Raw genomic sequence first — 16,336 nt, 5'->3', positions numbered from 1 at the left:
GCGGCGAAGGTAGCGATGCCGCGCCGGTTTTCAAATGCAGCGTCTGGCCGCACCTTATCCCAGAAATGCAGCACCCGCCCGGTTTGCCGGGCGGGTGCATTGCGTTCCTGCGGCCGGATTACTTCGAGGCCGCCGGGATAGTCAAGGTTGCGCCGACCGGCAGCCGGCGTGGCTCGTAGGCTTTGTTGGCATCGAAGATCATTTTCCATTTGGTACCGTCGCCATAGGCCTTCACCGCGAGATCCCAATAGGTATCGCCGGCGACGATTACATGGCTGCTTTCGGCCGGTGCCGGCTCAGCCGGCTTGGCGGGCTCGGCAGGTTTTGCCGGCTCACTTGGGGCCGGTTCACTCGGGGCCGGCTGACTCGGGGCAGGCGCCGTCTCGGCCGGTTTGGCCGGTACAGCCGGAGCAGGGGTGGCCGGAGCCGGTGTGGCCGGAGCCGCAGGTGCCGCCGGCTGGGCCGGCTCGGCGGGTGCGGGGGCCGCCGGCGCGGTTTCAGCCGGGACGGCCGGTGGTGTTTTGGAAATGTCGCCGGAGCCGGCCGGCATTTCGGGCATTGCCGGCTCAGCAGGCTTTATCGGCGCTGCCTCAGCAGGTTTTGGCGGTTCGGCCGGGTTGGCTGGTTCCGCGGCCGGGGCTCCGGTCGCGGCGATCTCGGTGATGCGGCCGTCGAGCTTCGGCGTATAGGGCCGGTGCGCGCCGAGGTAATCGGCGACGACCTGTTCCAGCCCCGGGCCGTAATCATAGGCGTTCTTGGCCTTCTCGGCGAATACCTTGTAGCCGTCACCGCCCTGGCGGACATAGTTGTTGGTGGCGACCAGATAGTCCTTGTCCGGTTTGATCGGCGTCCAGGCGCCGCCTTCCATGACCTCGACCGATTTGACGCGTCCATTAGGCGGCGCCGATTTGTCGAACGCATATTTCAGGCCGGCAACCTGCGGGAAGCGCCCGGCGCCGTCCTCGACCTGACTGAGGCCGCTTTCCAGGCCGGCAACCAGATCCTTGCCGGTGATCTGGAAGGTCGCCAGCGTGTTCTGAAACGGCAGCACAGTGAGAACCTCGCCCATGGTGACGGTGCCTTGGTCGATCGAGGCGCGCAAGCCGCCGCCATTCGAGATGACGATCTCGACACCTTGGCCCTTGACCCGGTCGAGGACGGCGTCGGAGACCAGATTGCCCATCTCGCATTCGCGGGCGCGGCAGTTTTCGCGGCTGCCGTCGATCGCCTTGGTGGTCTCGGCGACTTCCTTGTTCTTCAAAGCCTCGATCGGGGCGCCGAGTTCCTTGATGCGGGCAAGCACGGCGGGGTCGGGCGTGATCGATTTGTCGAGATGAATGGGATCGCCGCTTGCCTCTTTGACGACGCCATTGTCGTCGAAGACGACCTTGAACTCGCCGAGATATTTCGAATAGGACGCCGCCTGCACGACCGGCACTTTGTAGCCGTCCGGATTGTCGACCATCGTCGGATAAGGGCCTTCCGCCTTGGGGTCGGTGTTGGACAGCAGCGAGTGGCTGTGGCCGCCGACCACCACGTCGACGCCCGGGATCTTGGCGATCACGTCGCGTTCTCGCTTGTAGCCGATATGGGTGACCGCGATGATCTTGTTGACGCCCTCTCGCTTCAGTTTCTCGACCTCGGCGGTGATCGACTTGACGTCGTCCTCGATGGCGATGTTCGGGCCAGGCGTGGCAAGCTCCGGCGTGTCGTTGGTGACCGCGCCGACGATGCCGATCTTCTGGCCGCCGACCTCGACCACGATCGACGGCTTGACGCGGTCGCCGAGCTTGGATTGCGCATTGGCCTTCACATTGGCGCCGAGCACCGGAAACTGGATCATGTCGAGGAACGGCGCCAGCGCCGACTCGCCATCGTCGAACTCATGGTTGCCGACCACCTCGGCATCGAATTTCATCTGGTTGAGGAATTCGCCTTCGGTCTTGCCCTTGTAGGTCGTGTAGAAGAGCGAGCCCTGGAAATTGTCGCCGGCGCTGAGCAGCAGCACGTTCTGGCCTTGCAGCTTCTTGCGCTCCTGCGCGATCGCGGTGACCAGGCGGCCGGCGCCGCCGACGCATTCGCCCTTGGTCTCCTCCTCGGCCGAGCAGGTCGATTCATACTTGTTGTTGCTCTCGATGCGGCTGTGCCAGTCGTTGATGTGCAGGATGTTCAGCGTGTAGTCGGCAAAGGATACGCCTGCCGACAGGCCAAGCGCCGATGCCGACAGCGCGGCGATGGCAGCGATCTTCTTCATTCTCGTCTCCCGGATAACTTGAGTACAGCGCCGCGCGTCATTTGGGACGCGCAAAGTACCAATTTTATTTTGCGCATGATCCTTTCCGAAAATCGACTCCGATTTTCGGGGTCATGCGCAGACGCGTTTAAAGCTCTTGTTTGACTGGGATGTAACAGCCCTCTCGGGCCATGTTCACATCGCGTTTCAGTCGATGCAAGCGGAAATCGGCATCAGCTTTGCCGGCGTAAAAAGGCTTTTCCGGCGTAAAAAGCGGCGGCTTCAAGCCGCCGCCCTTTTGCAAAGTCAATTCGGAATCGGATTTCAGGTGCGCCTGGTCAGCACAAAATTCTGCCCGCTCGCGCTGGTGCAATTGAGCTGGCTTGTGGAGACCATCAGGCAGTTGAAGCTGATCGGCGTCTGGCGGATCAGCGAAGTGCCATGGATCTCGACCGAGGTGCCGCCGGTCATGGTGTAGCTGCCATCGGCAAGCTTCTGGCCGGTGTCGGTTGCGACGGTCGCGAAGCTGCCGCCCTTGAAGGTGGACAAGCCCGTGCCCTGCGCGTCGATCCAGGAGCCTTCAACCCCTTTGGCCGTGATCACCGGCGGCTCGCCTGGGCCGGTTGTGGTGCAGGCCGCCAACGCGACCGTAGCGGCCGCGGCAATGCCAGCCGAAAGCAGTCTTTGCGCGATCGTCATCTTCAAAATCCTCTCCTCTCGCATCGGCCCGAAAATCGATCCGATTTTCGGAAAGCACGATGCTCACATTCAAAGTGCTAGAGCGTACTTTGTGCGTCCAAATGGACGCACGTCGCTCTAGGCCGCTCCTCTTCAATCGCCCGATTTCCGGGCGATTGCAAGCTGGCGGAGTGTCGACGCAACGCTGCTATCGAACGAGGATGTTGCGGAATTGCCACGGGTCTTTGGTGTCGAGGTCCTCGGAAAACAGACCAGGTCGATTGTCGAGCGGTGTCCAGTCGGTATAATAGCTCCTGACCGGCCCGAGATATGGGTTCTGCACGTCGAGGCAGCGCTTGTAATCCATCTCGTCGGCTTCGACGATGCCGGCCTCGGGATTTTCCAGCGCCCAAACCATGCCGGCCAGCACCGCCGACGTGACCTGCATGCCGGTGGCGTTCTGGTAGGGCGCCAGCTTGCGCGCCTCGGCCAGCGACAACTGCGAGCCGTACCAGTAGGCGTTCTTGGCGTGACCGTAGAGCAGCACGCCGAGTTCGTCGATGCCATCGACCAGTTCGTTTTCGTCGAGCACGTGATGCACGGGCTGAGCCTCGCCGGCGGCACCGAACATCTCGTGCAGTGACAGCACGGCGTCGTTGCAGGGATGATAGGCGTAATGGCAGGTCGGCCGGTACTGCACCTTGCCCTTCTTGCCGCGCAAGGTGAAGAAATCGGCAATTGAAATCGCCTCATTATGCGTCACCAGGAAGCCGTATTGCTGACCGGGCGTCGGGCACCATGTGCGCACGCGCGTGTTGGCGCCGGGCTGCTCCAGAAAGATCGCGGCCTTCGAGCCGTTCTTGTGTTTTTTGGCGTTCTTCGGCATCCACGTCTCATGCGTGCCCCAACCGAGTTCGGCCGGCTGCAGGCCTTCCGAAATGAAGCCTTCGACCGACCAGGTGTTCCAGAACACGTTCATCGGCTTGGGTTTCTTGGTGCGCTGGGTGTCGCGCTCGGCGATATGGATGCCCTTGACGCCGGCTTTCTTCATCAGCCTGGCCCAGCCTTCGCGATCGTGCTGCGCGGGCTCCGAGAAATCGAGGCCAAGATCTGTGGCGAGGTTGACCAGCGCCTGCTTGACGAACCACGAGACCATGCCCGGATTGGCGCCGCAGCACGAGATCGCCGTGGTGCCGCCTGGGTTCTTCGCGATTTCAGTACGCACCGTCTCGCGCAGCGCATAGTTGGTGCGTGAGGCATTGTCGGCCTTTTCGTCGAAATAAAAGCCGAGCCAGGGCTCGACCACCGTGTCGATATAGAGGACGCCAAGCTTGCGGCAGAGCTTCATGAGTTCGAGCGAGGAAGTGTCGACCGACAGGTTGACGCAAAAGCCCCGGCCGCCGCCATTGGTCAAAAGCGGTGTCAGCAGCTTCTTGTAGTTCTTCTTGGTCACCGCGTCCTGCATGAAGGTGATGCCGCGCTCGTCGAGCAATTTGCGGTCGGTGTCGCGCGGGTCGATGACCGTCATGCGCGACTTGTCGAATTTGAAATGGCGCTCGATCAGCGGCAGCGTTCCCCGTCCGATCGAGCCGAAGCCGATCATCACCACAGGGCCGGTGATCTCACCGTAAACGGGCCAGTTTTCATTCACCATTTATCGATTACTCCCTCAAAAAACGCTTCGGAACAGCGGCTTGGCCGCGGCGCGACAAACCATAGATCATTGTCACAATAAAGCGAAAATCGGACGGCCGGCGTTACGCCGCGCCATCCCGGCTACGGCTCGACCAGACTTGCAAACTCCGGCTTGAAGAGGGCACGTGCCTCGGAGACCGGCAGTTCCAGCAGATCGTCGGCGCAGGCCTGGATGGCATGCGGCAGGGTCTGGAGCCCGAACACCAGAACCTGCTTGTCGCCCTCGCGCCAGAGGCTGGCAGCCAAATTTTCGTCGATCAGATCGTCGATGCCGCATTCGGCTTCGTGATCAATATCGGTCTGATCGCTCGGTTTCTTGCGCCGCTGCTTGACGAAGGAGGCGAGGGAAGGACCGGGCTTGCCATCTATCGTATCCAAGAAAATGTCCTGAAGGCCGAGCAGGACGCCGCGCCGCACATCCATGATGTAGGCGTCCGAATAGTTGGTCGGATGCGCTCCGCCGCAGAAGATGCTGCCGGACTCCCGCCAGCTCATCAGCCGCGGAGTCAGCGAGGTCACTTCGAATGTGCTGTCCTCATAGCCGCCGAGTGTGCCGCCGTTCACACCGTCAATCGGCCCGCCTTCGTTGAAACCGGCATATTGCGCCGCCACGCAGCCCAGTGCGCCGATGTTGGCGCGCCAGTGCCTGTCTTGCAGCAGAGCGTTCGCGGCCTCGATTGGAACGTCGCCGGACAGTTCGACAATGCGCGGCGTGGCAAATTTGGTGCGGGGGTCGACGACATAGCGGTAGGTTGCGTCCGGCCAACCAGTCGTCTTGCCGTTATCGAGCTGAGTGTCCACCCGCAGATAGTCATAAGGGGACGTTTCCATGGTGAGCGGCGTGTCATTGCCGAAGAACTTCATGAAGCTGAAATCGTAGAGATCGAGCGGGCTGCTGGGCTCGTTCTCGGTCACCTGCCGACTTGCGACCCGTTCCAATCTGAGCGGCAGCGCGCTCTTTCCGTTCCAGCTGCCTTCAAGGGTTTTGCCGTTACTGGATGAGGCCAGGCGCCAGACGGCGGCAATCGGCGCAGCCTTTCCGTCATCGCAATTGTCGGCGCCGCATGCCTCCTCCTCGGCCAGTTCGAACTTGCTGCCCTTTTGAGACCGGGCCTGCAGCGGGATGTCGACGCCCTTCGAGCGGTAGAAATAGCGGCCGGCCAGCGGGCCGCCGGGCGCGGCGGGGTCGCCGGTGAATTCGACGACGATATCGCTCTTTCCAAGCTTGCCGGCATAAGTCACCGGCTCCGCCTCGGCTGCTGTCGACAGTACCAGGATCGCGGCCATTAACGTGACCGGCCTGCTAAGATGCTGGATCATTTTTCCCCCAAGCCGCAAGTTACAGCTGTCTTGCGCCAGCAGTCACGGTCGGCTGTCAGGCCCTTATAGTCAAGTTGTGCCTCGTCCCGCACCTGAGGCTGCTCAGCGAAAAGACGCGGCGAGCGCCGCCCCTGGTGCGGATGGCGCATCCGCCCGTTTCAGCGGGTTTTTGTCCTCGGCGCGGCTGTGGAGGCTCGAACCACCAGTTCTACCGGCAGAACGACTTGGCGGGGGGCTTCATTGTCAAGGACCATTCGGGCGGCAAGCCGGCCTTTTCCGATCACGTCTTGTGCGACAGTGGTCATCGGAGGCGTGGTGCGTGCGGATTCAGCGGTGCCATCGAAGCCGACGACCGACACGTGGCCCGGCACGTCTATGCCGCGGCGAACCGCCTCGTCCAGGATCGTGATCGCCTGCCAGTCCGACATGGTCAGGATCGCGGTTGCTTCAGGCGCCCTGTCGAACACCACTGCTCCGGCAGATGGCTCGCCCGGGATCGTCTCGATGATCGGGGCATCGTCGATCGACAAATTCGCCTCCGCCAAACCCTGTTTGAAACCGTCGAGCCTTTCATCGTCGAGCGGGAAGCCGGCCAGAAGCGGGCGCGTTGCCTTTCCGGGCATGTGGACAATCGGCGGGCCGGGAGACCGGCGCACCGAAAGGATGGCAAAATGCCGGTGCCCCAGCCCGGTCAAGTGCCGGACGGCAGCAACCGCGCCACTCCTGCCGTCGATCTTTATCGAATTGATGTCGGGACCTGCGTCGCTTTCGAGAATGACGAAGGGCAGACGGCGTCTCTGGACCGAAATTATGAGACCAATGTCGGCGCTGTGACCAAGGATAAAGCCGTCAACCAGGGCATCGCGGATGCTGGCGAAGCGCGTGTTGTCGGTGCCGTTTACAAGGCTGAGCGTCGTTCCAGCCTCGTCGCAGGCGAGCGAAACGCCGAGCACCAGCTCGCGGCCGTATGGGCTTCTCATCACTTCGGAGATGGCGTAGGCGCCAGGCGGCATGAACCCGATGGCATTGAACTTGCCGTCCCGCAGCAATCGTCCTTTCGGATCGGGGCCGCCAAACCCGAGCGCTCGCGCGGCCGCTTCGACGCGCTCGCGCAATTCGGGCCTGACCAGCTCCGGCCGGTTGAAGACATTGGAGACAGTCCCCCGGGAAACTCCGGCAGCCTTGCCGACATCGGCTAGGGTGGGCATTGGCGATTCACTCGTTTTCCCTGAGGTAGACCATTTTTTGGAGCGCTCCAAGAATTTTATTGACTCAAAACCAAAATAGGGGGATCGTGCTCCTTGGAGCGCTCCAAGAGCATATACTGAGGGTGTTTCTGCGACTGAGACACCGAGAATCGTCACATGGCATGGTCGCAGCGGCCAATGCCCAAGGAGAGGATGATGGCAGAAACCGATGCTTTTCCAGCCTCGCTCGTAGGCAAGACGTTCGACTGCGTTTTCGGCCCCTTCGTACCGCGGCTGACGTTTCTTTCGCCGCAGGAATTGCATATCCAGGCGTCGATCGGGACCACTGAAATCGACGAGGTGGTCAAGGTCGGCCTGACCAGCGTGCGTCCGAATCTCGTGCTCGCGAGTTGGACGGAGCAGAGCGGCAACTTCATTGTGCAGTTGCAGGATCACGAGAACCGGATCGTCCATAATTATGCGCGGCTGGCCGATGGGCAGCTCTTCTGTGCTCAGGGCGCCATTCAAGCCGTTCCGGCGTGAGGGGAGGAAAATGCGATGGAACTCGCTTATGACAGTCATCTGCTTGCTCGAATTCTGCTGAGCGTCGCGACCGTGGGTTACGGTGTAGCGACGATCAAAGCCGACTTGAACGCCACCCACGCCACCAATCCACTGTGGACTCCCCATGCCCGGTTTCACGTCGTCTGGCAGGTGCTGAGCTATACCGGGGTGGCGCTGATTGCCCTCGGACTCATCTGGATCAAGGGGCAACTCGAAGCCGAGCGGCTCTATCTCGCCGGCGGATTGGCCGCGGCCATGTATGGGGCATTCTTCGCGGCCATGCTCTCGCGGTCGATCTATGGTGGCGTGCTGTATGACGAGAACGGCTACCCGCCGTTCCGGCCGCCGTTTGGACCGGCGGGCTGGCGGTGGGATGTCAACGTCACCGTCTTTACCGCGATGTCGGCGATCCTGCTGCTGGGCCTGGCTGCGATTTAGGGCAATTCCGGGAAAAGTGTGAGACGGTTTTCCGTCCGGAATTGCGCAAGAACAAAGAGGTGGAGCGGTTCGGCGTTTCCGTGAAACGATGAACTGCTCTAGGACAGCGCCAGCGCCCTAAGCCACGCGACCAGCCGGTCACGATCGGCGGTCATCCCCTTGTAGTCGAGCTGGGCCTCGTCCAGCGCCAGAAGTTGTTCGGCCAAGGACGCTGCGAGCGCCGCACGGTCGCGGTGGCGCTCCAGCACGGCGAGCGGGTCGAGATGGATGCGGATGGTGAAGAGTACGTCGCCCGAAACGGGGAGCTTTCTCAGCGTCTGCCGCTCGACGCGGATAAAGGCATGGGCGTCGATGTCACCGTCCGGGAATCTCGACGGGCGACTGCTGGCGCGGTCGATGCGTTCGACATTGGAGAGCGGATGGTAGAGCGCGTCGCCCGCCTGGATCGACCAGTTGTAGCGCTCGACGGCTTGGCCCTGGAGGCCGTCGAACATGCGGTTGATGAGATCGGCCGGGCGTGTGCCTGGACCGAAACCCGGTACCGGCGCGTGGATCTGCTGCAGCGGCTTGCCGAATTTTTCGGTCAGCGACCATGACGAGGGGAAGCAGAGCGAGCCGGCCGCCAGACGCCAGCCGCTCTCGTCGCGGCGCATCAGGATCAAATCCTCCTGGACGAGCAACGAGGCCGCGACAAGCGGCGCATCGCTGAAAGAAGCTGCGGTGCCTGAGCCTACAAGACTGTCGGTGCCGCCGATCACCACGATCCCGTTGTCGGTACGCCTGTGGGTCCCAGGAAAGTTCGCCGCCAGATGCGCACCGAGCAGATCGAGCACTTCGCGTTGGGCGTCGCGTGTGGCTTGCTCCTCGACAAAAACCTTGTCTGGAATTTCGGCATAAAGCCGGCGTTTCTCGGCAAGATAGGGCAGCAGATATTCGTCGATCTCGATCCATCTATCTAGATTGAGCGGCTTCAGCCCGATGGTGAACAGTTTCGACGAGCCGTCATAGGGTGTGTGGGTTGGTGGGCGGAAACTCATGCTTCTTTGTAGGCTTCCAGTGCGGCAGCGGCCATTCTCGCCGTGAATTCGGTGATTTCGTAATCGGCGGCGCCTGCCTTGGCGAAGGGATCGTCCGCCAGTCTGGCATCGAGCACGTCGCGTGGACCGCGCGCGATGATGATGCCGCCGGTCCTCGGCCGCTTCGGCCCGGAGGCGACAAAAATGCCTTCCGCATAACAGGCCTTCAGCCACTCGACATGCGCTTGCTGCAGGCTGTCGATCTCGGTCAGCGGCACCGTATACTTCAGCGAAACCACGAACATTGTTGTCTCCCGATGCTTCAGCCCAGCCGCGCCGGGATCAATCCGCGCAGCGAGTTGCCGACGAACAGCGCCTTGGCCGATTTCAGTTCGCTCCATGTGTAGATTGCTTCGCGGGCGCGGCCTTGATCCAGCAGTTCGCCGCGCAGGACGCCAGGCAGCAGGCCGCAATCGAGCCGCGGCGTGGCCAGCACGCCGTCGCCGAATTCGGCAAAGACATTGGTGATCGTGCCCTCGCAGATTTCGCCGCGCTCATTGGCGAGCAGCACCTCGTCGGCCCGGCCGGCGAGATATTCGGCGCGGGCGCGCGTATAGATTTGTCGGCGGCTGGTCTTGTGGCGCAGCAGCATATCGCTCGAATCAAGCCGCACGCGCGCCAGCTGCACGGTCCAGACCTTGTCTGCGGCGAGCGGCGCGTAGGGCTGCACCGAAACCGCTACATCGCCCTTGCGCGACAGGACGAGGCGAGTGCGCAACGCAATGTGCTGGCGGCCGACCGCATTCATCAGCGCTTCACCGACCCGTTGCGGGTCGCAGCCGAAGCCGAGTTCGTCTGCCGAGCCGTAAAGCCGCGCGAGATGGCGGTCGAAACGGAGGAAACCCGAGCCGGGTTCCCAGCGCATTGTTTCGATCAGTTCGAAATCGGCAGTGTTCCCGTCGCGAAACGGGCTTTCAGCAGACACTCCTGGTACTCCTCTTCGGCTGTCGAATCGAAGACGACGCCACCGCCGACATTGTAGACTGCCTCGCCATTGGCAAAGAGCGAGATGGTGCGGATCGCCACCGAAAAGCGCATCCGGCCGCCGGGGGCGATCCAGCCTATGGCGCCGCAATAGACATCGCGCGGGCCACCTTCCAGCTCGCGCAGGATCTCCATGGCACGGATCTTCGGCGCGCCGGTGATCGAACCGCAGGGGAACAGCGCGGCGAAAATCTGGCGGATGGCGAGGCCGGGCAAAAGTTTCGCCCGCACGCGACTCACCATCTGGTGGACCGTCGGGTAGCTCTCGATGCGGAAAAGCTCCGGCACCTCGAGCGTGCCAACCTCGCTGATCAGTGAGATGTCGTTGCGCAGGAGATCGACGATCATCCGGTTCTCGGCCTGGTTCTTCTCGTCGTTGCGCAAGAACGCTTTCAGGCGATCGTCCTCCGCCTTGGTGGCGCCGCGCGGCGCAGTGCCTTTCATCGGATGCGTCTCGATCATGCCTTCCGCGTCGACCTCGAAGAACAGTTCCGGCGAACGCGACAAGACGATCGGATCGCCAAGCGCGACCAGCGCCCCATACTTCACCGGCTGGCGTTCGGTCAGCGCGTTGAAGGCGTCCAGCGGATCGCCCGACCATTGCGCGTGGACCGGAAAGGTCAGATTGCCCTGGTAGCAGTCGCCCTTGCGGATGTGGTCATGCAGCCTGGCAAAGCGTTTGGCGTAGTCGTCCGAGGACCAGGCTGCCTTGGGGTCGAAGATTGGGCCGTTGCTAGCCGGCAGATCGCCTGGCGCGACCGTCTCTTCGACCGGCGGGTCGAACACGCCGAGGCAGAAAAGCGGGGCGCGGCGGCCGGCTGGCAGCAGCGGAACGAGCTTGGGCTCGAGCAGGTAGCCGGCCTCGTAGGAGAAATAGCCGGCCAGCCATTTGCCCCCATCATGTGCAGCCTGCGCGGCTTCAAGCGCCGGCAGGAAGTCCGCCTCGCCATGCGCCGAGATGATCTCGGCCGGCCGGTCGAAAACGAGCTGACGCGCGGTCTCGTCGTTCCGGAAAATTGCAAAGGGCAGGGGCAGGGACATAAGGCTCGGATGCTGCGGTCACCAGCGATCGATCTATATGGGGGCTCGACCGTGCGCAATCGAGGGAACGGCGTCTCAAGACGCAAAGGCGCGGCGGGGCAAAAACAAAAGCGGCGCCCGAGAGCGCCGCCTTGTTCCAAATGCCGCCTTGCGATGGATCAGGTGTTGCTGGCTTCCCCCGCGGTCGGGAAGCGGCGCGCAAATTCCTTTTCGTCGCCGGCGGCAAGCAGTTTCGCCTGCTCGATCCAGCGTTCACGTTCGATGCGGCCGTCGAAATTCAACGTCGCCTCGATCCGCCTGACATCGTCGGGCGTCCAGGCGGCGATCTGGGCATAGGTCGTGACCCCAAGCCCTTTGAGCAGCCGCTCGTTGGTCGGGCCGATGCCGATCAGGCGACGCAGATCGTTGGCTTTGCCCGCCGCTGCGGTCGTTGCGTTGCCGGTCGCGGCTTTCTTTGCCGCCGGCGCAGCCTTGCTTGCCGCTGGCGCAGGCTTTTTTGCCGCTGGCGCAGTCTTGGGTGCGGCGCTCGCTTTCGATGCAGCCGGCTTCGGCGTTGCCGTTTTCGCCGCACTTGTGCGTGGCGCGGTCGCAGCCTTGGCCGTTGCAGATTTCTTCGGCGCCGGTTTGGCCGGCGCGGATGTCGACATCAGGGTTGACGGTGCCTGCATCGCCGCCTTGGTCGCGCCGGCCTTGGCGGCTGGCGCCTTGGCTGTTGCCCCCTTCGCGGTTGGCGCCTTGGCGGCCGGCGCCTCGCCCAGCCGCCGCTCGAGGTCGGCGCGGGCGCGGCCGCATGCATCCAACTCACCGGTCAGACGGTCGCTATCGGCCCGCAATCTGTCGCGTTCGCTGCGCGTGCGGTCGAGATCGCCGCGCAAACTGTCGAGTTCGCCACGCAGGCGTCCCCAAATGAACCAGCCAACCAACACACCTACCAGGAACGCCAGGAGCATGTAGAAAAAAGTGCCCATTGTCTTTCTCTCTCCAGTCCGATCCGTCCGCCCTGGCCTGTGGAGCCATGACCTCGGCGAAGGACCATTCGATGGTGGTTCCGCAATTTGCAGAACAGCCGGCTTCGATCGAGCTGTCGGCGACCGGTTTGCCCCTGGCCAACAACCGTTGTCGCATCCGCCGACGCGCCATGACCGGTCGGGACTTTCCGACCGGATCCATTCGTGCCCGGCTGAGCTTGAGGGCGGACGCTATCATACAGCTTACGGGAATCTAACGGAAAACTTCCATGGAAAGTTATTTAAGAACAAATATCCAAGACAAGAATAGAACCATCGTCAATATGCATTGCAGCTAAACTGTTCTGGAAAACCCGGTCACCCGGTGTTGCGCATCACCCAGTGTTGCGCATCACTTGTCCAGTGCTTCCAGCTCGTCGATCAGTCCGCTGATCACACCAAGCCCGATCTGCCAGAAGGCAGGGTCCGCCGCGTCAAGGCCGAACGGCGCCAGAAGCTCGGAATGATGCTTGGTGCCGCCGGCGCGCAGCATGGCAAAATATTTCTCCTGAAAGCCGCGCTCGGCGTTCTGGTAGACCGCGTAGAGCGAGTTCACCAGGCAATCGCCGAATGCATAGGCATAGACGTAGAAAGGCGAGTGGATGAAGTGCGGGATATAGGTCCAGAAAACCTCGTACCCCTCGCGTAGCTTGATCGCCGGCCCGAGGCTTTCCGCCTGCACTTCCAGCCAGAATTGGCCGAGCTTGTCGGAGGTCAATTCGCCGCTCTTGCGCTCGGCATGCACCTTGCGCTCGAACTCGTAGAAGGCGACCTGGCGCACGACCGTGTTGATCATGTCCTCGACCTTCTGGGCGAGCATGGCCTTGCGTTCGCGCTTGTCGGTGGTCTGCTCGAGCAACGAGCGAAAGGTCAGCATTTCGCCGAACACCGATGCGGTTTCGGCCAGCGTCAGCGGCGTCGACGCCATCAGGGCGCCCTGGCCGCCGGCCAGCACCTGGTGCACGCCGTGGCCGAGCTCGTGCGCCAGCGTCATCACGTCGCGCGGCTTGCCCATGTAGTTGAGCAACACATAAGGATGCGCCGAAGGCACGGTCGGATGGGCGAAGGCACCAGGCGACTTGCCGGGTCTCACCGGTGCATCGATCCAGTTGCGGTCGAAGAAAGTTCTGGCGATCTCCGCCATGTCGGGTGAAAAGCGCTGATAGGCGGAAAGCACGGTGTTCTTGGCCTCGTCCCAGCCGATGACCGCCTGCGGGGTCTCCGGCAGGGGCGCGTTTCGGTCCCAATGGTTCATCACGTCCATGCCGAGCCAGCGCGCCTTCATCGCATAATAGCGATGCGACAGGCGCGGATAGGCGTCGCGAACCGCCGCGGCGAGTGCGTCCACCACGCTGCGTTCGACGCGGTTGGCGAGATGGCGGGAATCGGCAATGTCCTCGAAGCCCCGCCAGCGGTCGGAGATCTCCTTGTCCTTGGCCAGCGTGTTGGTAATCAGCGTGAAGACGCGCAAATTCTTGCGGAAAGTTGCGGCCAGCGCTTCGGACGCCCGGCGGCGCACCTCGCCGTCGGCGTCCTGCAGGCGATTGAGCGCCGGCTCAAGCGTCAACTCCTCGCCGTCGAGGCCGAAGCGCAAATCGGTCATCGTCTCGTCGAACAGGCGGTTCCAGGCCCCGCGCCCGGTGATCGACTTTTCGTGGAAGAGTTGCTCGATGCGGTCTTCGAGCTGATATGGCTTGTCCTTGCGCAGATCGAGCACCCAGGGCCGGTAGTGGGCGAAGGCCGGATCGGCGGCGAGTGCGTTTTCGATCGCGCCATCGTCGATGAGGTTCAGCTCGAGCGCGAAAAACAGCAGGTGCGCGCTGGCATCGGTCATCTTTTCCTGGATGTCGCCATAGAGCTTGGCGCGCTGCGGATCCGACGTGTTGCCGGCATAGACAAGCCCGGCATAGGAGACGATCCGGCCGATCAGCTCCTCCAGCGCTTCATAGGCCTGGAGCGCCTCGCCCAGCCTGCCGGCGCTGCCACGCCCGGCCTCGGCGGCGAGCGTGCGTTTCCAACGGCTCTCGAAGGCGATGGCATCGGCGGCGGCCTTGGCGATGTCGCGCTTCAACTCGGGCGCTTCCATGCCCGAATAGAGATCGGCCAGATTCCATTCCGGCAGGTCGCCAAGCTCCGCCACGCCCTGACCGGACGCCGCCGCCAGCTTTCGAGCAAAAACCATGCGCATTGCCGATCCTTCCAGACACGAAAATTCGAGGAAACGAGAAGCCGGTCAAATCCTAAGGAATTCATTCACCGGGTTTTTTGAAAGCTTATTTAGAACCCTGTGCCAAGATGATCCATAGGGCGCATTCTCGGGCGGGCACGGTCGGATCAGTCATGGCAGCTTCCATACTCATAGTCGATGACGATCCGGTGCAGCGCAGGCTGCTCGAGGCGGCGGTGACGAAATTCGGCCACACCGCGATCGTCGCCGATGGCGGCGAGGCCGGTCTCGATGTTGTCGACGGGCCTAATGCGCGCGACGTCTCGGTGGTCATCCTCGACCTGATGATGCCGGGCCTCGATGGCATCGGCGTGCTGAAGGCAATGCGCGAGCGCGGCATCCACATTCCCGTCATCGTGCAGACCGCCCAGGGCGGCATCGAAACCGTCGTTTCGGCAATGCGTCACGGCGCCTTCGACTTCGTCGTCAAGCCGGCCTCTCCCGACAGGCTGCAGGCGTCGATCGGCAATGCCCTCAAGGTCGAAGCGCTCGAAGGCGAAGTGAAGCGCTCGTCACGGCAGCGCGGCGGCCATCTGACGTTCAAGGACATGATCACTCACAGTCCGGCGATGGATCGGGTGATCCGGCTCGGCCGCAAGGCGGCGGCGTCCAACATTCCGATCCTGATCGAGGGTGAATCCGGCGTCGGCAAGGAACTGGTGGCGCGCGCCATCCAGGGCAGCGGCGACCGCCGCTCGAAACCCTTCGTCACCGTCAATTGCGGCGCCATCCCCGACAATCTGGTCGAATCGATCCTGTTCGGTCACGAAAAGGGCTCGTTCACCGGCGCCACCGAAAAACACACCGGCAAGTTCGTCGAAGCGCATTCGGGCACGCTGTTCCTCGACGAAATCGGCGACCTGCCGCTCGACGTGCAGGTCAAGCTGTTGCGCGCCGTACAGGACGGCGAGGTCGATCCGGTAGGCGGGCGCTCGACCGTCAGGGTCGACATCAGGCTGATCTCGGCAACCCATCGCAACCTGCTGCAGCAGGTAAAGGACGGCAAGTTCCGCGAGGATCTGTTCTATCGTCTGAACGTCTATCCGATCTTCGTGCCGCCATTGCGCGACCGTCGCGACGACATTCCCCATCTGGTCGAGCACTTCATGGAGAAGATGGCGCCCGCCGATCCGCGCCACCGTCTGCGAGGCATCTCGGCTGCGGCGCTCGCCATGCTGCAGGCCTATGACTGGCCGGGCAATATAAGGCAGCTCGAAAATGCCGTCTTCCGGGCTTCGGTGCTCGCCGAGGGCGACATGCTGACCGAAGAAGAGTTCCCGCAGATCCGGGCGCAGGTCGAGGGCACGGTCAATCTCGATGCGGATATCGCCTCGCCAGAGTCAGGGGGGCCAGCTTCAGGGTGGCCAGCTTCCGGATTGGCTTCGGGCAGCCTGCCGCGTGATAACATCCCGGCCGCCGTCGGCGCCGCCGCGGCCGAGCCCAACGCGCCGGCCAGACCCCGCTTCGGCACGCTGCGGGCGCTCGACGAGCGCGGCAATGTGCGTGCGCTGGCCGATGTCGAGCTCGAAATGATCAAGCTCGCCATCGACCACTACAACGGCCAGATGAGCGAGGTCGCCCGCCGCCTCGGCATCGGCCGGTCGACGCTCTACCGCAAGCTCAAGGAATACGGCATCGACCCGGAGACCGGCCGTGTCGAGAGGCTCGCTTCCTGAGTCACAGGGCCAAGCCGGTTCTCATCCGGACATCATTCCAGGCAACTGAGTCTCGTAATGACGTGTTCGCCGCAATGTTCACGTATTAAGGCGGACGGTAACAGATCGTGTTTCGAGCTGGCGCCAAAACATGATCTAAACCAGCGGTTTACCAAGATATCCTGCGCAATATTTTTGGCGGGATATCGCCACGGTGTTACCGCATTTCGG

The 16,336-nt window shown here is 62.6% G+C and carries 14 protein-coding genes; 3 read left to right on the top strand and 11 right to left on the bottom strand.

The features are described 5' to 3' along the window. Positions 1-118: 118 nt before the first annotated feature. From NKH05_RS12540 to NKH05_RS12520, 5 genes are all read right to left on the bottom strand, one after another. Positions 119-2,254, bottom strand: a complete 2,136-nt coding sequence (locus tag NKH05_RS12540; RefSeq protein ID WP_352590577.1) for a 5'-nucleotidase C-terminal domain-containing protein — start codon at positions 2,252-2,254, stop codon at positions 119-121. Positions 2,255-2,557: 303 nt separating this feature from the next. Continuing rightward, positions 2,558-2,932 carry an outer membrane lipoprotein Omp10 gene (gene omp10, locus NKH05_RS12535; protein WP_023720183.1) on the bottom strand — a complete coding sequence of 125 codons (375 nt, stop codon included), beginning with the start codon at positions 2,930-2,932 and terminating at the stop codon, positions 2,558-2,560. A 187-nt stretch (positions 2,933-3,119) separates the two neighbouring features. After that, on the bottom strand, positions 3,120-4,565 hold the full coding sequence (locus NKH05_RS12530) for a homospermidine synthase (protein WP_352481939.1): 1,446 nt from the start codon (positions 4,563-4,565) through the stop codon (positions 3,120-3,122). A gap of 122 nt (positions 4,566-4,687) precedes the next feature. Next, positions 4,688-5,926 carry a hypothetical protein gene (locus tag NKH05_RS12525; protein ID WP_352481941.1) on the bottom strand — a complete coding sequence of 413 codons (1,239 nt, stop codon included), beginning with the start codon at positions 5,924-5,926 and terminating at the stop codon, positions 4,688-4,690. A 158-nt stretch (positions 5,927-6,084) separates the two neighbouring features. Beyond that, complete coding sequence (locus NKH05_RS12520; RefSeq protein WP_352481942.1) at positions 6,085-7,134, bottom strand: LacI family DNA-binding transcriptional regulator; 1,050 nt, start codon at positions 7,132-7,134, stop codon at positions 6,085-6,087. A 195-nt stretch (positions 7,135-7,329) separates the two neighbouring features. Between NKH05_RS12520 and NKH05_RS12515 the strand changes: the two genes are divergently transcribed. Further along, on the top strand, positions 7,330-7,656 hold the full coding sequence (locus NKH05_RS12515; protein WP_156948115.1) for a MoaF-related domain-containing protein: 327 nt from the start codon (positions 7,330-7,332) through the stop codon (positions 7,654-7,656). Positions 7,657-7,671: 15 nt separating this feature from the next. Beyond that, complete coding sequence (locus tag NKH05_RS12510) at positions 7,672-8,115, top strand: DUF6640 family protein (protein ID WP_352481944.1); 444 nt, start codon at positions 7,672-7,674, stop codon at positions 8,113-8,115. A gap of 98 nt (positions 8,116-8,213) precedes the next feature. Here NKH05_RS12510 and NKH05_RS12505 read toward each other — a convergent pair whose 3' ends face one another. From NKH05_RS12505 to NKH05_RS12480, 6 genes are all read right to left on the bottom strand, one after another. Further along, on the bottom strand, positions 8,214-9,152 hold the full coding sequence (locus tag NKH05_RS12505; RefSeq protein ID WP_352481946.1) for a heme-dependent oxidative N-demethylase family protein: 939 nt from the start codon (positions 9,150-9,152) through the stop codon (positions 8,214-8,216). Next, on the bottom strand, positions 9,149-9,436 hold the full coding sequence (locus tag NKH05_RS12500; RefSeq protein ID WP_023720190.1) for a YciI family protein: 288 nt from the start codon (positions 9,434-9,436) through the stop codon (positions 9,149-9,151). The genes NKH05_RS12505 and NKH05_RS12500 overlap by 4 nt, the downstream gene beginning before the upstream one ends. A gap of 17 nt (positions 9,437-9,453) precedes the next feature. After that, the gene (locus NKH05_RS12495; RefSeq protein ID WP_031194348.1) at positions 9,454-10,116 is read right to left on the bottom strand and encodes an aminotransferase class IV family protein; all 663 of its coding nucleotides are present in this window, start codon (positions 10,114-10,116) and stop codon (positions 9,454-9,456) included. Further along, on the bottom strand, positions 10,065-11,216 hold the full coding sequence (locus tag NKH05_RS12490; protein ID WP_352640196.1) for an aminodeoxychorismate synthase component I: 1,152 nt from the start codon (positions 11,214-11,216) through the stop codon (positions 10,065-10,067). The genes NKH05_RS12495 and NKH05_RS12490 overlap by 52 nt, the downstream gene beginning before the upstream one ends. A gap of 158 nt (positions 11,217-11,374) precedes the next feature. After that, positions 11,375-12,184, bottom strand: coding sequence for a helix-hairpin-helix domain-containing protein (locus NKH05_RS12485; RefSeq protein ID WP_353025474.1), 810 nt, complete (start codon positions 12,182-12,184; stop codon positions 11,375-11,377). 391 nt (positions 12,185-12,575) lie between these two features. Beyond that, complete coding sequence (locus tag NKH05_RS12480) at positions 12,576-14,411, bottom strand: M3 family oligoendopeptidase (RefSeq protein WP_352640197.1); 1,836 nt, start codon at positions 14,409-14,411, stop codon at positions 12,576-12,578. Positions 14,412-14,563: 152 nt separating this feature from the next. On the opposite strand from NKH05_RS12480, the gene NKH05_RS12475 reads away from it, so the two are divergent. Then, on the top strand, positions 14,564-16,126 hold the full coding sequence (locus tag NKH05_RS12475) for a sigma-54-dependent transcriptional regulator (protein ID WP_352640198.1): 1,563 nt from the start codon (positions 14,564-14,566) through the stop codon (positions 16,124-16,126). The last annotated feature ends 210 nt before the right edge of the window (positions 16,127-16,336 follow it).

This window comes from Mesorhizobium sp. M1399, assembly GCF_040317735.1.
Classification (GTDB): Bacteria; Pseudomonadota; Alphaproteobacteria; order Rhizobiales; family Rhizobiaceae; genus Mesorhizobium.
This window is presented reverse-complemented; position numbering and strand designations above follow the sequence as displayed.